Origin of the sequence: Microcoleus sp. B4-C2 (assembly GCF_036705265.1) — a bacterium.
Classification (GTDB): domain Bacteria; phylum Cyanobacteriota; class Cyanobacteriia; order Cyanobacteriales; family Microcoleaceae; genus Microcoleus.
Window position 1 is genome coordinate 1 of sequence record NZ_JAUBUB010000113.1, and the last position, 19,314, is coordinate 19,314.

22 protein-coding genes are annotated in these 19,314 nt (G+C 46.2%); 6 read left to right on the forward strand and 16 right to left on the reverse strand.

All coding sequences use genetic code 11. The features are described from left to right. Positions 1-272: 272 nt before the first annotated feature. The gene (gene ftsH4, locus QUB20_RS24675; protein ID WP_333250193.1) at positions 273-2,147 is read left to right on the forward strand and encodes an ATP-dependent zinc metalloprotease FtsH4; all 1,875 of its coding nucleotides are present in this window, start codon (positions 273-275) and stop codon (positions 2,145-2,147) included. Between the two features lie 83 nt (positions 2,148-2,230). On the opposite strand, the gene QUB20_RS24680 is transcribed toward ftsH4, so the two are convergent. The 3 genes from QUB20_RS24680 to QUB20_RS24690 all read right to left on the reverse strand — a co-directional run bounded on the left by QUB20_RS24680 (position 2,231) and on the right by QUB20_RS24690 (position 4,173). Beyond that, the gene (locus QUB20_RS24680) at positions 2,231-2,494 is read right to left on the reverse strand and encodes a DUF2442 domain-containing protein (protein ID WP_333231939.1); all 264 of its coding nucleotides are present in this window, start codon (positions 2,492-2,494) and stop codon (positions 2,231-2,233) included. Next, entirely contained in the window at positions 2,457-2,711 is a 255-nt protein-coding gene (locus QUB20_RS24685; protein ID WP_293145823.1) for a DUF4160 domain-containing protein, read from the reverse strand. Before QUB20_RS24685 ends, QUB20_RS24680 begins: the two co-directional genes overlap by 38 nt. Before the next feature lie 82 nt (positions 2,712-2,793). Further along, the gene (locus QUB20_RS24690) at positions 2,794-4,173 is read right to left on the reverse strand and encodes an NB-ARC domain-containing protein (protein ID WP_333250195.1); all 1,380 of its coding nucleotides are present in this window, start codon (positions 4,171-4,173) and stop codon (positions 2,794-2,796) included. Between the two features lie 238 nt (positions 4,174-4,411). On the opposite strand from QUB20_RS24690, the gene QUB20_RS24695 reads away from it, so the two are divergent. From QUB20_RS24695 to QUB20_RS24705, 3 genes are read left to right on the forward strand one after another with little or no spacing between them, the layout of a single operon-like run. Then, the gene (locus tag QUB20_RS24695) at positions 4,412-4,666 is read left to right on the forward strand and encodes a hypothetical protein (RefSeq protein ID WP_333250197.1); all 255 of its coding nucleotides are present in this window, start codon (positions 4,412-4,414) and stop codon (positions 4,664-4,666) included. Between the two features lie 11 nt (positions 4,667-4,677). After that, positions 4,678-4,857: a hypothetical protein gene (locus QUB20_RS24700; RefSeq protein ID WP_333181024.1), complete on the forward strand. Its 180-nt coding sequence runs from the start codon at positions 4,678-4,680 to the stop codon at positions 4,855-4,857. 1 nt (position 4,858) lies between these two features. Next, the gene (locus QUB20_RS24705; protein WP_333105038.1) at positions 4,859-5,092 is read left to right on the forward strand and encodes an HNH endonuclease signature motif containing protein; all 234 of its coding nucleotides are present in this window, start codon (positions 4,859-4,861) and stop codon (positions 5,090-5,092) included. Between the two features lie 108 nt (positions 5,093-5,200). Here QUB20_RS24705 and QUB20_RS24710 read toward each other — a convergent pair whose 3' ends face one another. From QUB20_RS24710 to hemE, 8 genes are all read right to left on the reverse strand, one after another. Further along, positions 5,201-5,329: a hypothetical protein gene (locus QUB20_RS24710; RefSeq protein WP_333250199.1), complete on the reverse strand. Its 129-nt coding sequence runs from the start codon at positions 5,327-5,329 to the stop codon at positions 5,201-5,203. Between the two features lie 114 nt (positions 5,330-5,443). Beyond that, positions 5,444-6,340 (reverse strand): M48 family metalloprotease, encoded by an 897-nt coding sequence (locus QUB20_RS24715; protein WP_333250201.1) that lies wholly within the window; start codon positions 6,338-6,340, stop codon positions 5,444-5,446. 19 nt (positions 6,341-6,359) lie between these two features. Then, positions 6,360-6,542 carry a hypothetical protein gene (locus QUB20_RS24720; protein WP_333246529.1) on the reverse strand — a complete coding sequence of 61 codons (183 nt, stop codon included), beginning with the start codon at positions 6,540-6,542 and terminating at the stop codon, positions 6,360-6,362. Between the two features lie 31 nt (positions 6,543-6,573). Continuing rightward, positions 6,574-6,975 (reverse strand): type II toxin-antitoxin system VapC family toxin, encoded by a 402-nt coding sequence (locus tag QUB20_RS24725; protein WP_333250203.1) that lies wholly within the window; start codon positions 6,973-6,975, stop codon positions 6,574-6,576. Further along, positions 6,972-7,217 (reverse strand): type II toxin-antitoxin system Phd/YefM family antitoxin, encoded by a 246-nt coding sequence (locus tag QUB20_RS24730; protein WP_333246533.1) that lies wholly within the window; start codon positions 7,215-7,217, stop codon positions 6,972-6,974. Before QUB20_RS24730 ends, QUB20_RS24725 begins: the two co-directional genes overlap by 4 nt. Positions 7,218-7,322: 105 nt before the next feature. Next, complete coding sequence (locus tag QUB20_RS24735; protein WP_333250206.1) at positions 7,323-8,915, reverse strand: B12-binding domain-containing radical SAM protein; 1,593 nt, start codon at positions 8,913-8,915, stop codon at positions 7,323-7,325. Between the two features lie 465 nt (positions 8,916-9,380). Then, complete coding sequence (locus tag QUB20_RS24740) at positions 9,381-10,346, reverse strand: NAD(P)-dependent oxidoreductase (RefSeq protein WP_333250208.1); 966 nt, start codon at positions 10,344-10,346, stop codon at positions 9,381-9,383. 311 nt (positions 10,347-10,657) lie between these two features. Then, complete coding sequence (gene hemE, locus QUB20_RS24745) at positions 10,658-11,722, reverse strand: uroporphyrinogen decarboxylase (protein ID WP_333250210.1); 1,065 nt, start codon at positions 11,720-11,722, stop codon at positions 10,658-10,660. A 315-nt stretch (positions 11,723-12,037) separates the two neighbouring features. Here hemE and QUB20_RS24750 point away from each other — a divergent pair, with 315 nt between their 5' ends. Beyond that, complete coding sequence (locus tag QUB20_RS24750) at positions 12,038-12,541, forward strand: YetF domain-containing protein (RefSeq protein WP_333250212.1); 504 nt, start codon at positions 12,038-12,040, stop codon at positions 12,539-12,541. 111 nt (positions 12,542-12,652) lie between these two features. Here the strand turns inward: QUB20_RS24750 and QUB20_RS24755 are convergent, their stop codons facing one another. The 5 genes from QUB20_RS24755 to QUB20_RS24775 form a co-directional block, all read right to left on the reverse strand. Next, complete coding sequence (locus QUB20_RS24755; RefSeq protein WP_333250214.1) at positions 12,653-13,435, reverse strand: hypothetical protein; 783 nt, start codon at positions 13,433-13,435, stop codon at positions 12,653-12,655. 165 nt (positions 13,436-13,600) lie between these two features. Beyond that, the gene (locus tag QUB20_RS24760; RefSeq protein WP_333250216.1) at positions 13,601-14,530 is read right to left on the reverse strand and encodes an LD-carboxypeptidase; all 930 of its coding nucleotides are present in this window, start codon (positions 14,528-14,530) and stop codon (positions 13,601-13,603) included. A 311-nt stretch (positions 14,531-14,841) separates the two neighbouring features. Next, a complete protein-coding gene (gene map, locus QUB20_RS24765; RefSeq protein WP_333250218.1) occupies positions 14,842-15,603 on the reverse strand; it encodes a type I methionyl aminopeptidase in 762 nt (253 codons plus the stop codon). Between the two features lie 135 nt (positions 15,604-15,738). After that, positions 15,739-16,824 (reverse strand): glycosyltransferase family 4 protein, encoded by a 1,086-nt coding sequence (locus tag QUB20_RS24770; RefSeq protein WP_333250220.1) that lies wholly within the window; start codon positions 16,822-16,824, stop codon positions 15,739-15,741. A 402-nt stretch (positions 16,825-17,226) separates the two neighbouring features. Further along, positions 17,227-18,414 carry a HEAT repeat domain-containing protein gene (locus QUB20_RS24775; RefSeq protein ID WP_333250222.1) on the reverse strand — a complete coding sequence of 396 codons (1,188 nt, stop codon included), beginning with the start codon at positions 18,412-18,414 and terminating at the stop codon, positions 17,227-17,229. 233 nt (positions 18,415-18,647) lie between these two features. On the opposite strand from QUB20_RS24775, the gene QUB20_RS24780 reads away from it, so the two are divergent. Next, a complete protein-coding gene (locus tag QUB20_RS24780; RefSeq protein ID WP_333209394.1) occupies positions 18,648-18,773 on the forward strand; it encodes a hypothetical protein in 126 nt (41 codons plus the stop codon). Positions 18,774-19,314: the final 541 nt, after the last annotated feature.

Genomic DNA, 19,314 nt, shown 5'->3' on the forward strand with positions numbered 1-19,314 from the left:
TACCCCCTATCTATCGGGGCAACCGGGCGTGGGATTGCCCCTACAATAATTACGCGAATGATTTAGGGTTGCTATATAACGCTCCTCTCTTCCCTTCCTTCGTGTCCTTAGCGTCTTCGCGGTTCGTAAAAAAAATATTGTTAATAATAGCAACTCCGTGCTAGCGGGTTAACCCACCCGATAAAGTGAGGAAATCCGCTTAACAGTGTGTGGGTATTTGATGAGAAGATAGATGAATAAAACTGGTTTAAATCAAAGGATGACAGTTATCAATGGCCATTAAAGACCAGCCCCAACCACCTCGTTTTCGACAAATTAGCAATGTCTTGTTATTGCTCTCAAGTTTGTTTTTGCTGGCGAATATCTTTTTGCCCAATTTGTTCGGCCCCCAAATTCCGCAAGTTCCTTACAGCTTGTTCGTCCATCAAGTTCAAGAACAAGATGTAGCGCGAGCTTCAGTAGGTCAAAATGAAATTCGCTACCAACTCAAAGGCGAAGGCGACCAACCCGGTCAAGTGCTTTCCACTACGCCGATTTTTGACCTGGAACTTCCTAAACTTTTGCAAGAAAAAGGCGTTGAATTTGCGGCAACTCCCCCTTCCAAAAATGGCTGGATTGGCAGTGTTTTAAGCTGGGTGGTTCCGCCGCTGATTTTTGTGGCGATTTTTCAATTTTTTATGAACAGACAGGGCGGTGGGCCACAGGGTGCGCTGTCGATCGGCAAAAGCAAAGCTAAGGTCTATGTAGAAGGTGAATCGGCGAAAATTACTTTTGCTGATGTGGCTGGAGTAGAAGAGGCTAAAACTGAATTAGTCGAAGTTGTTGAATTCCTGAAAACTCCCGACAGATTTACAGCAATTGGCGCGAGAATTCCGAAAGGCGTGCTGTTAGTCGGGCCTCCGGGAACTGGCAAAACTCTGTTAGCAAAAGCAGTGGCTGGTGAAGCTGGCGTGCCGTTTTTTAGCATCTCCGGTTCGGAGTTTGTGGAACTGTTTGTAGGTGTTGGTTCTGCAAGAGTTAGAGATTTATTCGAGCAGGCTAAGAAACAGGCTCCTTGTATTATTTTCATTGATGAATTGGACGCGATCGGCAAATCTCGGAGCAGTAACGCTAGCTTTGGTGGGAATGATGAACGCGAACAAACTCTCAATCAACTATTAACTGAAATGGACGGTTTTGCGGCGGGCAATACTACGGTAATTGTGCTGGCTGCAACTAACCGCCCAGAAAGTTTGGATGCTGCTTTGTTGCGCCCTGGCCGTTTCGATCGCCAAGTTTTAGTCGATCGCCCCGATTTATCTGGTCGCGAAGAAATTTTGAACATTCACTCTCAAAAAGTGAAGTTGGGCCCGGATATTGACTTGAAGGCCGTCGCCGCTCGCACTCCCGGTTTTTCGGGCGCAGATTTGGCAAATTTGGTCAATGAAGCTGCTTTGTTGGCGGCCCGCAACAAACGACTAACTGTAGCGCAGGAAGACTTTTTTGAGGCGTTTGAGCGCGTTGTGGCCGGCTTGGAAAAGAAAAGCCGGGTGCTCAATGAAAAAGAGAAAAAGATTGTGGCTTACCACGAAGTCGGACACGCGATGGTTGGTGCTGCACTGACCGGCGGTGGCGAAGTGGCCAAAATCTCGATCGTCCCTCGCGGTATGGCTGCTTTGGGTTACACGTTGCAAGTACCGACTGAAGACCGTTTCTTGTTGGATGAATCGGAATTGCGCGGTCAGATTGCTACACTGCTTGGAGGGCGATCGGCTGAGGAAGTCGTGTTTGGTAGCATTACTACTGGCGCTTCAAATGACTTGCAAAGGGCGACTGATTTAGCTGAACGGATGGTGACAACTTACGGGATGAGTAAGGTTTTGGGGCCTCTTGCTTACGATCGAGGTCAACAAGCAATGTTCCTCAATGATGGTATGGGAAATGCCCGCCGTGCGGTGAGTGCTCAAACTGCGGAGGCGATCGACCAAGAAGTGAAGGAAATTGTCGAAACTGCACATCAGCAAGCTTTGGATATTCTGAAAGCCAATCGGGAATTGTTGGAAACAATTACGCAGAGGCTATTAGAAACTGAGGTGGTGGAAGGTGATGCACTTCGCGAATTCCTCGGTCAAGTGCGGCCTTTAGATAAGGTTGCAGCTTCAGTTTAATAGGGTTTAATTAAACCGCCAAAAAACGCAGATGATGACAAAATATCATCTGCGTTTTTTGGTATTTCTTAGCTCGTAAATTTTCAAGCAGAAGGCTTGGGAGCCGGTGCCCCCCGCAGCATTCCTTCTGTACTGAGGTCTTCATCGATTTCTTCCCAGTGAATGCCATAGCCTCCTCCGCATACTTCCCATTTTGCCCTTTGATCGGGCGTTGCATTAAACAATCTGGGATACCAAATTAAAGGCACAGTAATGGTTCGTCCATCCATCAAATCAACACTAATTGTTTCTTCTGTAAAATGAATCTCCTTAACTCTCTCGTCCGCTCGAATCGCCAAAATACCCATACCAAGCCTCCAATAGCGTTTGTTGATTTTCTTGTACTACCGACTGTATTTTCCGAAGTTCTTTAGCACTAAAACCAAGGTTGTTTGCCAAACTGACTGGCTCCAACCAAAATTTAACTGATGATTTGTCTCTGTCAATGTGAACATGAGGTGGTTCATTCGGTTCATGGCTGTAAAAGTAAAGTCGGTAAGGGCCTACTCGTAAAATAGTTGGCATAATTTCAGGTTATACAACATTTCAATGCGAATATCTGTAAGTTTTGTATTCTATGATAGCACAGGGCGATTTTATATTTTGGTTACAACCCTTTGATATACTGCCTCAATACAGGTGGGAGAGTGTAAAGACTTTCCTGTTTTTCTATCAAGCAGCGCCGTGATAAAGATTGGAGCGCGTTGAGTAAATCTGATGATGATATTTGTCCTTTTTCTAGCAATTTTGCTAGGTTGACTGGCTGGTTTTCCCTAGCCAACAAAGACATAACTTGTTTTTCTAGTTCGGAAGTGCGATCGTACTGCTGCTGTAAAACATCTTTCAAATCTTCCGGCAACAATATGGTATCATCTAGTAATAATTCTGTCGCGCTAATTCCCAACTCTTCAATCAGATTCCCCACGCTTTTTAACCATAGGGGGTTGCCTTGGTAACGGTGAATGAGTGCTTCACTGTTGTCGTTTTCTTCTAACCCATAATCTCTGAGTATTTCCCGTCCGGCTGCGATGTCTAAACCCTTGATTTTTAAGGTACGAATAAGAGGATTTTGGCTTTTAACTTGAGTCACTTCTTTCGGTGGTTCCCAACCAATTAACAGAAAGGAACTTTGATGATATAATTTTTCTACTTGTTTGAATAGGGAGCGATATTCTTCGCAGTGGGGTTTATATTTTCCTGCCAATTTACCGCTACAGAAAAGGTTTTGAACGTCATCTAAGACTACTAAACAGCGATGGTTTTGCAAATACTTAATCAGCGGTAAGCGTTTCTGGTTTGTTGGGGATAAATCTTGTTTTTCTGACTGGGAAAAAAGCTGTGTTAGGTTAGATTGAAATTTATCTATAGTGGGGAATTCGTCTAGAGTGTACCAAACTGCGTACTCAAACTCGTCTTTAATTTGTTGTACGAGTTGCACTGCTAGGGATGTTTTGCCGATTCCGCTGATGCCGGTCAGGGCTATGAGGCGACTGCGTTGTTGTAAAATCCATGTGGTGAGGGTGTCGAGTTCGGGGGTGCGATCGTAGAAATCGCCCAACTCTGGCATTTCGCTTAAATCTTGATGTAGAGTTTGAGGTTTTTTTGTGTTAGATGTTTCCTGATTTTGTGGGTGTGAGTTTGGGATATCTGGCAGGTATCTAGCTTCTCCACAAATGTTAAAATTACCGATGGCTACAACGTCACCTTGTGCAAAGTTTGAAGAATTAGAGACTTGGAACCTCTTAATTGCCGAGCGAAAATTTGATTTAGTAACATCTTCTCCCAATTCTTCTGAAAGTGTCTGCCATAATTCCATTCCTACCTCTCTAACACGATCCTCTGATCTATTAACCGCCTTGGCAATTTCTTTGTAGCCTTCATCTTCCCATGTTCCGCGCAGAATCCTCTCTTGCAAGTCATTGAGGTGCTTACCTGTTCTAGCAAATACCAAATCTTCTGCGAGTTTTAGCACTTCTGTAAGGTTCATACATCCGGATAGATATCAAGGTTGCTTGTATTGTACCCAACATTTACTCACATTTCCCAACATTTTCCCATATTTCCCAATTTTTTGTCTGTTATCAACTCGAAAAGTCCCGATAACTACCAAAGTTTTTGCAAGCGGAAAAACCAAAGTTAAGTGCTAGTATGGAGCGGGAGCAACTTTACTCTGGAAAATGTCAAATACATGGCTCAACCTATAAATTTAATAAGATATCAGTGAGATGAAAGACACGCTCATCGTCAAAATTCTCAAGGAAGGCGACCAAGTTTTGAATGTCTCATACCTTGGTGAAGCGATTCACATAGTTGTGCGGAAACCGAACGAGGAAGTTTTTGTTTACTCCGTATCCCGTGATGCATATGGACAGCCTAAACTGTCTAAATTACCAGAGATTACCATCACTCATGGAGATGGTGAAGTTGAAGCACGGGCAACCGATGCTAGTGGTCAAGAAGTTCTCTCTATAACGGCTTAATGAGGTGAGTAATGGGTAAGAAGTCTCTTAAAATAACAGTTCATGGTTTATCTGATGAAAACTACGCCGATGTTGCTCATGGGATAGTGAAAACAGTCAAGTCAGTTGCTCCAAATAGCGATATCTCAATTCTGGGGGCCAGTCCACAAACATTTAAGGGTTCATCCAACAAGGAAATCGAGGGTAAGTAACGTGGCAAGTCAGAAACGATCGAACGAACACTTGAAGGCACAGAAGGCCGTCAAGCAGAGGGATGGTAACGAATGTGAAATTTGCGGTAAAGTCCCTGAGATCGCAAATGGACACCATGTTATTGCTTACAGTGATGGTGGTCCGGCGGATTTGAAGAATATGATGACACTTTGCCCAGAGTGCCACAGGGCTTACCACAATGGAGAAATACAAGTCGATATTTGGCGATTTTGAATACAACGTCAAGCTTGCCTACTATTCTCCAAGATACCTATAAGAATTGATAAGCCTCAGCTTTTGTTGCTGAGGTTTTTATTTTTATTTAAGGGATTAAATCGCACCTCAACCTGCATCCCATCTGAGAAAGTCCTTTCTTTTTGCTTCTGCATCCCGCTCCATCGCAGCTATAGTTTTTTTAAACTTTTCTACCCATTCTTTACTGACTTCATACTCTAGTTCATCTTTACTCATGGTTTCCACCTCATTAAATCTATAGCTATAATTCCTTTACCATTATAAACACACAGAAACCCGGCTGCTTCAAACAACCGGGTTTCTAAATATTGTTGCTGCATTTTCGATCGATCAAACTCCGTTTATGTAAGCCATAACTGGAGTACCTTGCTGCTGCTGCGCGATTTCCAAAAGGCGTTGAATACGCTCCTCTGTCGGCGGGTGAGTTCGGAAAAGTGACTGCAAACCTTTAGTCGAAAAAGGATTCACAATCAGCAGCGGCGACATCGCAGGATTGCCGTGCATCGGAATTTCATGACCCATTTTCTCTAATTTTTGCAGCGCGTTTGCTAAACCGATCGGGTTATTGGTAATTTCCACCGCACCGCTGTCGGCTGCAAATTCCCTCGTCCGAGAAATCGCCATTTGAATTAGGGTTGCTGATAGCGGTGCTAAAATGATTAGAAATAGCAAACCAAACGGATTCGGGCCTTGTCTGCTATCCCGCGTCACCGGGCCGTAAAGTGCTCCAAAAGTCAGTATTCGCCCGACAAATGTAATCGCACCCGCAATTGTTCCTGCAACTGCTTGAGTGAGGGTGTCGCGGTTGCGGATGTGCGTCAATTCGTGCGCTAAAACGCCTTCCAATTCGTCGCGGGAAAGCAGATTCATGATGCCTTCAGTAACTGCTATTGTCGCGTGTTCCGGGTCTCTTCCTGTGGCGAATGCGTTGGGAGATTGAGTGGGAACTACAAAGATTTTCGGTACGGGAATTTGGGCTTTTTCGCTCAGCGATGCTACCATATCGTAGATTTCTGGTGCTTCGCTGCGGGCGATCGGCTGAGCGCGGTAAGCCATTAACGCGGCCGTGTCGGAATAGTACCAAGAGCTAAAACTTGAGAAGGCGGCTAGCGCTAAACCGATGTAAAGTCCTTGCTCGTTGCCGATTAAATAATAACTTCCTAAAACGAGAAGGCCGCTTAGGAGTCCTAAGAGAGCTGCTGTTCTGAGTTGATTTGTTCCTAACATGGCGGGTTGAGGGCGATCGCTATTTTGATATTTTTGAGCTTGTAATTAGGTTTTCATATTTGCGGGCGATCGCGCCTCTATCTGCCGAAATAACTGCTGCCGCCAATAGTAGTATTTTACCTGCTAGATCGGAGACGGGGAATGTCTCTGGAGGCTCTATCTGCTTGCTTTCTTGAACCAGCATATCCGCAGAATATGACATTTCCAGGAAGAGCTTGGAAAGGAGATTAATCTCACGAATTGGCAGCCCAAAGAATAGCAATATCGCTGTATTGCTTGAACATTGAATCAGCACTCACAAGCGTCATCTCCTCCATCTGAGCCTGGGCAATCAGCATTCGATCGAAGGGATCTCGATGATGTAATGGTAACGCAGCCGCTCGCAGGGCATGAGGTGCTGTAATTTCCAGCGATCGCACATCTAACTGTATCAGGCGCGTCGAAATGTAGGTATCTATCGGTTCTGGAAGTGGTAACTTTCCGATCGCAACTTTGATGCCCATTTCCCAGACACTAGCAACAGAAAACCACAATTCGTTCGTTTCATCGGCAATCTGTGCGATCGCCTCCTCATTCAATCGATCTGGTTGGGCAAACCACCACAAAAAACACTGCGTATCCAGCAAGAGTTTCACTCTTCATCTCCCTCGAATGCTGTCAAAATCTCTTTTGGCAAAGGATCGTTAAAGTCCTCTGGCAAAACAAATGTCCCTCGATCTTGCCCCAAACTAGCTCGTCGATTGGATGAAGTACGAAACGGAACCAACTTCGCGACTGGGATGCCTTCGTTGGAAATAATGATTTCTTCTCCCAGTTCCACACGCGACAATAGTCGTGATAAATTCGTTTTAGCTTGATGGATATTTACAGTTTCCATACTCTTAAAAAACTAAGTCTATAAACTAAGTATAACCAAATAAACGCAGACAATCTTACATTCATCTGCGTTTACCTGAGTTCATCTGCGGTTTAATTCTCCAACCTAAACCGCTTGCACTTGCTTTTCCTCAACAGCAACAGGTTCTTGATATACAGTTTGAGACTCATTAGCCAAAAACTCAGCCAATTGAGCTTCAATTTCATCCCGCACAATCTGGCGGTATTCGAGGAAATGCTCGTTGTGAGCACACACTGTTAAATAGTGATCCCAAACTGCAGGATTGCGCTTGAGAATGCTGAACAAATGATGCCAGAACTTCCACCGAGTTTTGCGCTTGACTCCCTGCCGCCAAACCACCGTTAACAGTGCTCGCAAGTCGATCCAACTGGGAACTCTTGCAGGTATCTTTGCTGTGGGTGCACCTAACATTAAGAAATGGCGATAAGTCCGGTCTAAATATTTCTCAGCATCGTACACTTCGCAGAATGCCTCGACATATTCGCGGGCAATATCTTCGAGAGGCCGCGTCGGAATGAAGTTCATCAAAGTAGTCTGGTTGAGGTTGCCAGATTTGTCGCGCAACCGCCCTTCTTTTGCTAGTCTGTGAGACAATGCAGTGTGCGGCAAAGCTTGCAACATTCCAAAGGTTGTGCTCGGAATTGCAGCAGCTTCGGCAAAGTCTACAATGCGCTGACCGGCACCGGGTTTTTCGCCGTCAAATCCGATGATGAATCCGGCCATTACTCGCAAACCAGTTTTCGCAATTAACTCTACTGATTCGATCAGGGAATTGCGGGTATTTTGGAATTTCTTGGTCATTTGCAGGCTTTCTTCATCAGGGGTTTCAATCCCTAGAAATACTGCATTAAAATTGCAAGCTACCATCATCTCCATCAATTCTTGGTCTTGGGCTAAATCGATGGATGCTTCTGTGTTGAAAGTAAACGGAAATTTGTGTTCTTCTTGCCAAACTTTTAAGTCTTTTAGTAACAGTTTGACGCTGCGTTTGTTGCCGATAAAGTTGTCGTCTACCATGAACACGCCGCGCCGCCAGCCCAAGTTGTAGAGATAGTCTAATTCTGCTATCAATTGTTGGGGGTTTTTGGTGCGGGGTTTGCGCCCGTAGAGGACGATGATATCGCAGAATTCGCACTGGAAAGGACAGCCGCGCGAAAATTGAATTGACATCGAGTCGTAGGCGTCTAATTCCAGTAAATCGAAGCGGGGAACTGGGGTTGTGGTAACATCGGGTTTTACGCCGTCCGATCGATAAATTCCGCTTTTTTCGCCGCGCCCTATTGCTTCGACAAACATCGGCAAGGTGATTTCGCCTTCGTCGAGAATCAGGTAATCTATGCCCGCTGCTTGAGGTTCTTCGGGTACGGATGTCGGGTAAGGGCCGCCGCAAGCTACGGATTTACCGCGCCGTTTTGCTTCGCGAATGATGTCTAGCAAATCTTCTTTTTGGACAATCATTGCGGAGAGAATAACGAGCTCTGCCCATTCCCATTCTGCTTCGGTGATTTGTCTGATGTTGCGATCGACTAACTTAAATTCCCATTCTTGGGGTAAAATAGCTGCTACTGTTACCAAACCCAGCGGTGGCAGCAGCACTTTACGATCGACTAATTCTAGGATTTTCTCGTAAGACCAAAATGTTTTCGGAAACAGCGGGTAAACTAAAAGAACTCGCATTATATGTTAAACCTCACATCAGTAAACAACTTGCGATCGGGCTGGCGTGTTTGAGAGTTCGATCGACTCTCAAGACTTAATGTTAATGCTAAAATTACGATCTTGCACTCGATCGAATATCTGGCGAGGGGTGACACCCCCTAAGACAAACAAATTGAGCGCAATTTTTAGCTTGCAGTTCCCTGTTAAAGTGTGCAAATGCTGATATCTTATCGTATTTGACCCTTAATTGACGATAATCGCATTTAAAAAGCATGGGACTAAGGCAAAAAAGAAATTGAAACAGTAGACTTCAATAGCATAAAGAATTAGGGATGGGCTTCTAGCCCATCCCACAAATTGTTTTTTGTGGGATGGGATTTGAGAAGCGCCAAAATAATTAGGGACGGGCTAGAAGCCCATCCCACAATCTTTCTTGTGGGATGGGCTTCTAGCCCGTCCGATTATTGGTGCGGAGTGTACGGACTACTTTTTATTTTTATCGGGAATCCCGCTAGTTCTTAACATATCGGCAACTGTGCCGCAGTAACTCGGCATTCCTATGCTTTCAGGATTCACAAGATTTTGATAGGTAAAATGGCGGTAGCTGATGCAAAATCTATCCCAAGCAGCCACTTGAATTCGGAACAGCCAAATAAAGAAATCGGCCAGCCAAGGTGACAGAGTTATCCGAAAAAATATCTTTTTATTCAAATACTCGCAAGCTTGTTCTACCACTTCGTTAGCTGTAATCGCCGGATTTCCTAGCACAAAATGTCGCGGTTCATCGGAAGCCGGCGGATGTTCAACTAAATAATTAACTACTTTAGCAATATCTGCGCCGTGGATGAAGTGAAAACTGCCATCTGCCTTAAACCAGCGAATCAAACCAATCCATTTTGCGACAAGTGGCAGGCCAGATGACAAGTGAGAGACTGGTTTTTCGGCGTCTCCTCCCAATACTAATGTCGGGTAAAGTGCCGTAATCGGAGGCACATTTGTCAAGGCTGACAAATGCACCATGCAGTTGTATTTTGAGCTAATATAATCTGTCCCCAGTTCCCCGGCTTCTTTAAGCAAATTGTTGTCTCTACCGAGAATGCTGGCCGTTGAAAAATAAATTACTTGTTGGCAAGTCTGTGGCGAAAGTAGTTGAATTAGCTGGAGAGTTTTCGTTACGTTAACGTCAAAAACTTCTTGAGTTCCTCCCCAAGCAGTGGCAGCTAAAATTGCGACATTAATTGTTTGCAAAAGTTCGGCGTGTTGCTCGATATCTCGCATATCGCCTTGTAATATATGGATGCCGGGGCGGGCTTTCCAGTCAAATTTTAATTTTTCGGGGTTACGAACTAAGAGGTAAAGTTCGTGGTTTGTTTCTTGAATCAAAGTTTCGGCCATGTAGTGACCGATACAGCCACTTGCACCCGTCACAAAAATTTTTTTGGAGTTCATTTTGCCGCAGGGGAAGAGGGTTTTTTGACTTGATGCTGAGGCTAAGATCCCCCCTCGCCCCCCTTCTTAAGGGGGGGACAAGATTATTGTCAAAGTCCCCCTTCTTAAGGGGGATTTAGGGGGATCTCTACTCGGTTATAAGCGAGATTTGTCGGGGGTTGTTACTCGTTACCAGGCTCTGACCTGGTAACGCAGATCCGGAGGCTCTGCCTCCATTTTACGCGAGGCAGAGCCTCTGGATATGGGTTCACCAGGCAGAGCCTGGGAACCAGCTAGCCTGGGAACCAGCTAAAACCAGTTCGCAATCAATTTCAAGCAGCAACTGCAAGCAATTTGTCCGCTTGTTTTGCCGTTTCAAAGAAGAAACGCACGTTGTCTTCGGGAGTACCCGGTAATACACCGTGTCCCAAATTGAGGATGTGTCCGCGCGGGCCCGCTTTGCGAATTGTATCAAGAATTCGATCGCGAATAAACGGTTGAGAACCAAACAACACGCCCGGATCGAGATTTCCCTGAACGTTCATATTCGGGCCCAAACGTCGGCGCGCGTCGGCCATGTCAACCGTCCAATCGACGCTGATGATATCCGCGCCGGATGTTGTCATGCGTTCGAGGAGGCCGGCGCTACCGGTGACTAACAGAATTAGCGGGGTGTCGGGATGGGTTTTTTTGACTTGCTCGAACACCTGTTTCTGGTAAGGTAGAGCGAAGGTGTCGTAGTCTTGGGGGGACAGTTGGCCGGCCCAGGAGTCGAACATTTGCACTACTTGCGCGCCGCAGTCGATTTGATAGCGCACGTAAACGGCGATCGCATCTGCAAATTTCGACAGCAACTGATGTAGTAAAGTTGGATCGGAAAATGCCATGTTTTTGATGATGGCATAATCCTTAGAACCTTTGCCCTCAACCGCATAGGCCGCCAGCGTCCACGGCGCGCCCACAAAACCGAGCACGGTGGATTTGTTGCCGACTTCTTCGCGCAGGGATTTCAGGATTGTTTTGATAAACGGCAAGCTTTCTTCCGGGTTCAGCGGTTGCAGGTTGTCGATTTGCTGCTGAGTGCGGATGGGTGCGTGGATAATCGGGCCTTTGCCTTCGGCAATATCCATGTCGATGCCCAAACCCGGCATGGGTGTGACAATATCGGAAAACAGAATTACGCCGTCGGGCTGAAACGCGCGCCACGGCTGAAGGGAAACTTCGATGGCAACTTCGGGAATTTCAGAACGTTCGCGAAACGAGGGATACTTTTCTCGCAAATCTCGATAAGCTTTCATGTAGCGGCCGGCTTGGCGCATCATCCACACAGGCGGGCGGTCTAGGGTTTCGCCGCGGGCTGCCCGCAACAACAAGGGAACTTCATTTAATGCCGACATTTTAACTTTTCTCTACCTTAGATATTTCAATGCCTTTGGTAGCTTACCACTGTGCGATCGTCCTTTTTGACAAAAAATTCATGTATCGGCGGAGAGGGAGATGAGGAAAGTGGCTGAGTTCGATAGCAACCTTCTGGCACGGTCAAGGAATTCTTAATAGGTGAAACTCTTGCTAATAGGGAATTTTCACATCCACCCTTTTGCTACAATGACAATGCAAACTAACAGAATCCGCGACCGCGACCTCAAGCATACGAAGCATCTAGCACTGGCGCTGCAGCAAAGCGCCCAAAATCACAACCGCGAAATAAAAATATGTTTTTTGACAATTGGTTTGAAATAATTCGGATTTTGACGCTCGGCGTTTCCGCTTACCTCGTGCTGATTTTTTTGCTGCTCGTCTCCGGCAAGCGAACTCTGTCGAAGTGGAATGCCTTCGATTTCATCGTTACCATCGCCCTCGGTTCGACGCTGGCGACTGTCATCATGTCAAAAGACGTTTCCTTCGTCGAGGGCGTTTTCGCCCTCGGCTTGCTCATCGGGCTGCAATTCATCGTCACGTGGCTTGCGGTGCGGGTAAAGTGGGTAAAAAATCTCATCAAAGCCGAACCTACTATGCTGCTCAGCCAAGGCCAATTTCTGCCTGTGGCGATGCGGCAGCAGCGCGTGGGTGAATCGGAAATTCGGGCGGCGATTCGGGGGACGGGCAGCGCGTCGATCGAAGAAATCGAAGCAGTCGTGCTGGAAACCGACGGCAGCATGAGCGTTATCAAAAAATCTCCGAACAATTCGCGATCGGCTCTCAAAGATGTAGCTTAGTCGATCGTTAAATCTGTAGAGGCTCATCTTATATGGTGCGTCGCTGCTCCATTTTCGAGCTTAATAGTAGATTTTACTGGGCGACGCACCCTACGGTTAATTAAATCGAAACTATCTCGTCACGCAAACTCCGCCCACCACTACCCGACATTGATCGCGGCCCGCATCGAATCTACTATCATTCCGCCTCGCCGAATCTAAGTTTCTAGTCCGTGAATTGTAGTAATAATCTCCCGCCGGAAAGTTTCTAGTCGGGACAGCGCAGTAAGTTGAATCTTGATTACCATCGTCAAACCTTACTCTGACCATAGAACGTCTCTCGCGACAATCAACAGACCGCAAGCCAAAATCATCTTGCAGAATCTGTGCTCTGTCATATTGACCGTCATATCGATCGTCATCTCGCCTCGTGTACCAATCGTCCCGCGAATTGCGAGATTGTCTGCCGCCCCCATCAATTCCTGCAACTTCCAGCGTGTAGTTACCGCCTCTGGCAGCATCTTTTGCTAACACTAACAGTTTATAATCGCCACTACGGGGAATTTGATAATTAAAAGAACGGTCTTGCGTAAAAGCGACTTGTTTGTTGTTCCCGTAAAATAGCACCATGACGGGAGTAAAACCGCGGCTTCTCTCTGTATCTAAAAACACTTCAATGTTGTCGCCTTCCCTGGCGCTGAATGTGTATTCTTGGCCGCGTAATTCTTCCGTCGGAGAACCCGGAACCCACATATTCCGAAAACGGTAGATCGGGGAAGTGCGGCGAATTACTCCGGCAATGCGATCGTTATTCCGTATCTGTTCGCCAACAGCACTTGAGGAAATCCCCGTAAGTGCCAATCCCGTAACTAGGACTGCGGCAGCAATACTGTTTAACAAGTTGTGAGTTCTCATATCAACCTCTGGAAAATTTTAAAATCTTTTTGCTTTCTTGGCGCCGACATTTGCATACACAATCCATTTTAAATGTAATTTCTGCCAACCGTGTCAACCTCACCTAACGGGACTATTTAGCGGGTGCAAAATCTCATGTTAAAGTTATAGACGTTGAGCCCTAATCTAAAGTTGCGATCGATCGCCACAAATCAGCAATCCCGATTCAGCGTCGAGACTCGCCATAATTCCCATCGGTAAAGCAGCGTTAACTCCCTCGTGCCCGAAAGGCAAATCCGAGACAATCGGAATATTCAAGTCGCCCAGCCGATCGCGCAAAACCTCTTCAATGCTAAAACTGGGAATACTCGGCTCAATCTCGCAGCGACTGAAGCGCCCCAAAGCAATGCCCCGCACCCCAGCGAAAGCCCCCGCCATCCGCCACAAAGTCAACATTCGATCGACCCTGTAAGGAGCCTCGGAAACATCCTCAAATGCGAGAATAACCCCCGTCAAATCCGGTTGATACGGGGTTCCGAGCAAGTGAGAAGCAACCGTCAGATTCGCAGGAAACAGCGGCCCCGTGGCTTGTCCGCTGCCCCATCCTTTACCTTGCAAAGATTGTAAGGGACGACCTTCTATGCAGTCAAAAAGTCGATCGACAGACCAATCCGGTTCCGCAGCCAAAGTGGTCAGCATCGGCCCGTGAACGCCCCAAATGCCCAATTTGTCGTGATTCCACAGCAAAGCAGTAATATCTGAAAAGCCGATTAACCATTTCGGCGAATGGGAATCGGGAGTTGGAAATTGGGAATTTTCCGCCTTTCCCACATTTCCTTTTTCCAAAAGTCGAGTGCTGCCGAAACCACCTCGCACACAGAGAATACCGCGACAATCCGGGTCATTGAGGGCATCTGCTAGCTGTCGGACGCGGTTTTCGTCGGAACCTGCCAAATAGCCCCAGCGATCGTCAAAACCCGGTGTTAATTCAACTCGATAGTCGCGGGATTTCCAAATTTCTACACCCTTTTCAAAGTTGGTTGATTCTCGCAAAGTGCCACTAGGGGCAATTACTTTGAGCAAATCTCCTGGTTGCAGAAATTTTATGTCAGTCATTTGTTATTAGTTATTAGTTATTAGTTATATCGTGTTTGGTGAATCGATCGTAATTCTGTTGGGGCGGGTTTTACAGACAATTTCTGACTGAAACAGACAATCTCGAAAACCCGCCCCCACCCATCCATAAATACAAACCTACATTTTCGGATTCGATGCAAATTTCAGGTTGATGTAGGTTATCGGTTGTGGCGGGCGGGTTTATCTAGATTGTTGATAATCGTTAGATATTGTCGGTGAAACCCGCCCCTACGGGATATGGTTGATTATTGATTTAGGAGTGAGTTTTTCAGATTATTTGTTAATCATTACTACGGTAAAGTCAGAATTTCCACCCCAGAATCAGTCACAGCCAGAGTGTGCTCAAATTGAGCCGAAAGCTTTCCATCCTTGGTGATAGAAGTCCAACCATCGGCGAGAATTTCCACTTCCCAAGTACCCTCATTAATCATCGGCTCGATCGTAAAAACCATGCCTTGTCTGAGCTTCTTTCCTGTGCCCCGCTTACCGTAGTGCAGAATTTCTGGTTCAGTGTGAAAGACTCGGTGAACGCCGTGTCCCGCAAAATTTCGCACTACCGAAAAACCCTGTGCTTCAGCATATTCTTGAATCGCTGCACCGATATCACCGGTACGAGCACCCGGTTTGACTTCGGCAATTCCTCTTCTTAAACATTCCTCGGTTACTTCAACTAATTTTTTCGCTACCGGTGAAGGTTTGCCCACAAAAAAAGTTTTGGAAGTATCGCCATGATAACCATCAACTAAAGGGGTTACATCAATATTAATAATGTCACCTTCTTTAAGAATTTGTTTCGCATTGGGGATGCCGTGACAGACTACTTCATTGACGCTTGCACACAGAGATTTGGGAAATCCTTTATAGCCTAGGGGAGCGCTTTTTGCTCCGCGTGCCAAAGTCCAGCGTTCGGCTTCGTCGTTAATTTCTAAAGTGCTGACACCCGGTTTTACCATCGGTTCGAGATGTAGCAGAAGTTCGGCCGCTAAACGGCCTGCTTGGCGCATTTTTTCGATTTCTCTACTGGATAAAAGCACTAAACGTTCGGTTGCCATAGTTGTTTCAGTTTTCTTTTTTTGTGGTCGCTTAAGAGTTTATTTAACTCAATTTGAGAATAGATTTGAATTGCTGTTCCATAAACTTGTAAGGTGCATCAGTCAGCGAATCTTTCTACAAATTGGCCAGTATTATTACTGACGCACCCTACTAGCAGTGATAGATTTGAACCAGTGTTCGCAACGATCGCCCAAAGCTGCTAAAGAATATTCTACCTCTGCTTGTCGCCGGCAAGCGCTGCGGTCAATTTTGTCTAAGCGGGCGATCGCACCTACCAAGCCATTTACACTATCAGGCTCCACTAAAAAGCCCGTCAGTCCGTCTCTAACAATTTCCGCCGGCCCCCCGCGCTCGTAAGCAATCACGGGTACACCGCACGCTAAAGCCTCGATCGCGACATTTCCGAAAGCTTCCACCCAACGTGGTGTCATCAACAATGCTTGGCACTGACGGGTTTGCTCTTGCATTTGGGTTGTTGTCAAAAACCCTAAATATTCTACCGGAGCATCCGGGTAATCTGCACAAATTTTTTGCCAATAATCCTCATCTTGCATTTTGCCCATAATTTTGAGGGGAATGCCTGTAATTTTCGCTGCTGCTACTGCATCTTCTAAGCCTTTTTCCGGGGCGATGCGGCCTAGCCAAGCTAATTTAGACTGGGATTTGTTGCAAAATTGGTACAGCGATAAATCAATGCCGCTTCCCAACAACTGACATTCCTCGGCAAAGGTGAATGTTTTGGCTTGAGAAGCGGTGTGAACTCCGATCGTACCAGGAAACTGGGCGGCGGTTTGTTCGGCAATGCGATCGAGGGCTGCAGAAAGGGATCCCATGCTGATCAAATGTGCGATCGGAGTCCTAAAAAATGGTGTCAAATAAAACGGCAGCCAATCGTAGGCAAAATTAACAATCACATCCCATTCATCCTGAACTTGGCGAGCATATTCCCACATATTCGCCAGCACCGAGTCGGCGGGCATCACAATAGGAGCATGGTAATCTTGTGTTTGGGCGGTTACTTGCAACTCACCCGTTATTTCGATTACAGAAATTGATTCTAAGACTGAACCTATCGGCGCTACAACTCCTATTTTATGACCCCGACTCTGCAATTCTTTAGCTAGGTTAAGGACTGTAAGTTCGACTCCGCCGCCCAACCCCGAACCGAGTTGACCGACAGAAGTTGACAGAAACAATAGTTTTAAAGTGTTATTAGTCATTAGTTATTAGTCATTAGTTATTAGTCATTAGTTATTAGTCATTAGTCATATCATGTCCGGTCGATTACCCTGATTCCTGTAGGGGCGGGTTCACCAATAATATTTGCCAAAAACGGACAATCTCACAAACCCGCCCCGACCTATGTATTGTGGGCGATCGATCGGACATGATATCAGTAGTCATTAAGCTGTTCGGCATTTAAAGGGCTTGCGTAAGGTGCGTCAGCATCTAAGGTTTTCCGTTTCAGCGTAAGGGTTCTAGCTGACGCACCCTACTAGCCTCGTTACTGGTTTAAATGCTCCACAGCTTAGTCAGCCGTCACTAATTCTAACATAATCTAAATTATAAATTCTCCCATCTCAAATCTCTATTTTCAAATTATTTGAAAATTGCTACATTTATTAATCCATCCCAGAACGCGGACGGAGGCGGTTTAACTGATTGATTGCCCAGCGAGCAGTTTCCTGAACTTCTGGATCTGGATCGTCCGTCGCACGGTGCAACAAGTAACTGATTTGATTCACCAATTCGTAAATCCGCGTCAAGTCGCGAATTGCATTTTTACGCACTTCGGGATTTTCATTTTGCAGCGAGATTGACCACGCATTATTCATGGGTTTGAGCGTGCGAATGCCAATTTCCGAGAGACTTGCCAAAATTAAACTGTACTGCTTGGAGTCGGAATTTGCTAGCAAATCGAGCAACGGCTCAACTGCTCTGGAATCTCCCCGCTGGCCTAGTTCCCAAATTGCTTTGCCTCTCTTTGCCGGATTTAGCTGCTGCAAATCTTCAATCAGTGCTTCAATAATATCAACTTGAGGTCTACGATCCGTTTCGGGAAGGGCAATATTTTTCTTCTTCGCTAGGGAATCGGTTTGATTAGTTGTTTCGGGAATGTTGAAACCTGTGTTGCTGTATCCGTTGCTGTGAGTTTCCAAGGGCGAGGTGTCGGAATTAATTCGATCGCCCTCGACGGCTGCATCATCGGGTTCTGGTTGCCGGGATTCCATGATAAAAGGTTGAGCGCTGCTCTCAATACTGTGGCCTTTTGGCAAACCAAAAGGGTAGGGCAAGGCTGACAGCGATTGTCCCCCAGAAGAAGTCTCTTGTGGCCTAATTTGGTGCGAGTTTGTAGGAGAATCGGGATTAGTGAATGGAGAGTTTTTTGGGTTGTGGCGCTCAAATCTTCCCCGTCTTCGCTTAGGATAATTTGACTCGTCACTGCTAACTAATTTGAGCATGATAAATACTGCCGCTGCCGTGACGACAACTGCTGCCAAACCCAACATTAAGAACCCCCGCTGACGAGACAAAATGACGAGCAAATTGGATACCGATTTCGGGATCTTAGAATTAGATTTGGACGTTTTGGACGGCTGAGATTTGCTTTTATCGGGCGCTGGAGACGGTTTTAGAGGCTTGGAATTCTGGCGATCGTCCGGGGGAGAGTTCGCCTGAGCAATTTCTTGGGAAACAGCACGCGCAGAGGCATTGAGTACCTGTTGCCCTCCGTCGGCACTTGGACTGAACGCAACGCCCAGACAGGCAATGCAGGTGAACAAACATACAGAGGAGCGGTAATGCGCCATAAGACTCAATCCGGGTTTTGAGAGGCAACGCCGCATGACGAGCTTTAGTTTAACCGTGAGTTAGCTCGATCCTAGCTGCTATGGGCTTAACTAACTCACAAATAGCACCAGACTAGCGAAAAACCCTGGTTTGAGAGGGCACCGAGCCAGATATTTCTTATAAGCACAATTGTGTCATTGACGTGCAACTCCTTTAAATAATTAGTTTAATTAGTTTAAAACGAACAACTACATTGGCGGCCGCGACTTTAGCAGCGGCATCCCGAAAGTTGATTGCAGCTAATCTCACCTACGTGCAGTGTGCAGTGCAGGCCGCGCAGCCCAGCACTGCGGGGGCGTTAGCAGACGATTGTGGCTAGCCGTCGATTTCTCACCAATAGCGTGGCATGACCAAAAGTTTAACAAGCTTCCGAGCCTGCAGGTCGATCGTTTTTGTGTGAATTTGGGCGAAAGTGGGACAGGGGCATTGGCACTGCAAACGTGAAACCGGGTTTTTTCGTTAATTCTTCGCTGCTAAACCGCATATTTTCCGTACATTCCAGGACGCACTCTCGACGCTCACAAACCAGTTTTATTTACCAAAAATGCTGTAACAAAGAGAGCGCTGATTTGACCGATGTTAATTTGAAGGGGGCAATTATGGCGGATAGAAGTGTTTGGGCGATCGACTAAGATAACCGTTAGGAAATATTGTATTTAGCTAGCAAGCGCCAAAAATCATACTATCTTGTAAAAGTAGGGTCGGATTTAGTTAGGATTTATAGTGAGAGCGAGTAGATCCTTTCACCCAGGCGTCCTCTGTCAACGTTCTGTTTATTTGTACCCACTTAGGAGCGCGAATTAAATAACTTACAATTTTAATTGTTATTGTGGGATGGGCGTCCCGCCCGTCCTTTTTGG

Excerpts from the sequence above, each read along its gene's own strand:
- ftsH4 (WP_333250193.1), top strand. The coding sequence starts at position 273 with ATGGCCATTAAAGACCAGCCCCAACCACCTCGTTTTCGACAAATTAGC.
- QUB20_RS24680 (WP_333231939.1), bottom strand. The coding sequence starts at position 2,494 with ATGGGTATTTTGGCGATTCGAGCGGACGAGAGAGTTAAGGAGATTCAT.
- QUB20_RS24685 (WP_293145823.1), bottom strand. The coding sequence starts at position 2,711 with ATGCCAACTATTTTACGAGTAGGCCCTTACCGACTTTACTTTTACAGC.
- QUB20_RS24690 (WP_333250195.1), bottom strand. The coding sequence starts at position 4,173 with ATGAACCTTACAGAAGTGCTAAAACTCGCAGAAGATTTGGTATTTGCT.
- QUB20_RS24695 (WP_333250197.1), top strand. The coding sequence starts at position 4,412 with ATGAAAGACACGCTCATCGTCAAAATTCTCAAGGAAGGCGACCAAGTT.
- QUB20_RS24700 (WP_333181024.1), top strand. The coding sequence starts at position 4,678 with ATGGGTAAGAAGTCTCTTAAAATAACAGTTCATGGTTTATCTGATGAA.
- QUB20_RS24710 (WP_333250199.1), bottom strand. The coding sequence starts at position 5,329 with ATGAGTAAAGATGAACTAGAGTATGAAGTCAGTAAAGAATGGGTAGAA.
- QUB20_RS24715 (WP_333250201.1), bottom strand. The coding sequence starts at position 6,340 with ATGTTAGGAACAAATCAACTCAGAACAGCAGCTCTCTTAGGACTCCTA.
- QUB20_RS24720 (WP_333246529.1), bottom strand. The coding sequence starts at position 6,542 with ATGTCATATTCTGCGGATATGCTGGTTCAAGAAAGCAAGCAGATAGAG.
- QUB20_RS24730 (WP_333246533.1), bottom strand. The coding sequence starts at position 7,217 with ATGGAAACTGTAAATATCCATCAAGCTAAAACGAATTTATCACGACTA.
- QUB20_RS24735 (WP_333250206.1), bottom strand. The coding sequence starts at position 8,915 with ATGCGAGTTCTTTTAGTTTACCCGCTGTTTCCGAAAACATTTTGGTCT.
- QUB20_RS24740 (WP_333250208.1), bottom strand. The coding sequence starts at position 10,346 with ATGAACTCCAAAAAAATTTTTGTGACGGGTGCAAGTGGCTGTATCGGT.
- hemE (WP_333250210.1), bottom strand. The coding sequence starts at position 11,722 with ATGTCGGCATTAAATGAAGTTCCCTTGTTGTTGCGGGCAGCCCGCGGC.
- QUB20_RS24750 (WP_333250212.1), top strand. The coding sequence starts at position 12,038 with ATGTTTTTTGACAATTGGTTTGAAATAATTCGGATTTTGACGCTCGGC.
- QUB20_RS24755 (WP_333250214.1), bottom strand. The coding sequence starts at position 13,435 with ATGAGAACTCACAACTTGTTAAACAGTATTGCTGCCGCAGTCCTAGTT.
- QUB20_RS24760 (WP_333250216.1), bottom strand. The coding sequence starts at position 14,530 with ATGACTGACATAAAATTTCTGCAACCAGGAGATTTGCTCAAAGTAATT.
- map (WP_333250218.1), bottom strand. The coding sequence starts at position 15,603 with ATGGCAACCGAACGTTTAGTGCTTTTATCCAGTAGAGAAATCGAAAAA.
- QUB20_RS24770 (WP_333250220.1), bottom strand. The coding sequence starts at position 16,824 with ATGACTAATAACACTTTAAAACTATTGTTTCTGTCAACTTCTGTCGGT.
- QUB20_RS24775 (WP_333250222.1), bottom strand. The coding sequence starts at position 18,414 with ATGGCGCATTACCGCTCCTCTGTATGTTTGTTCACCTGCATTGCCTGT.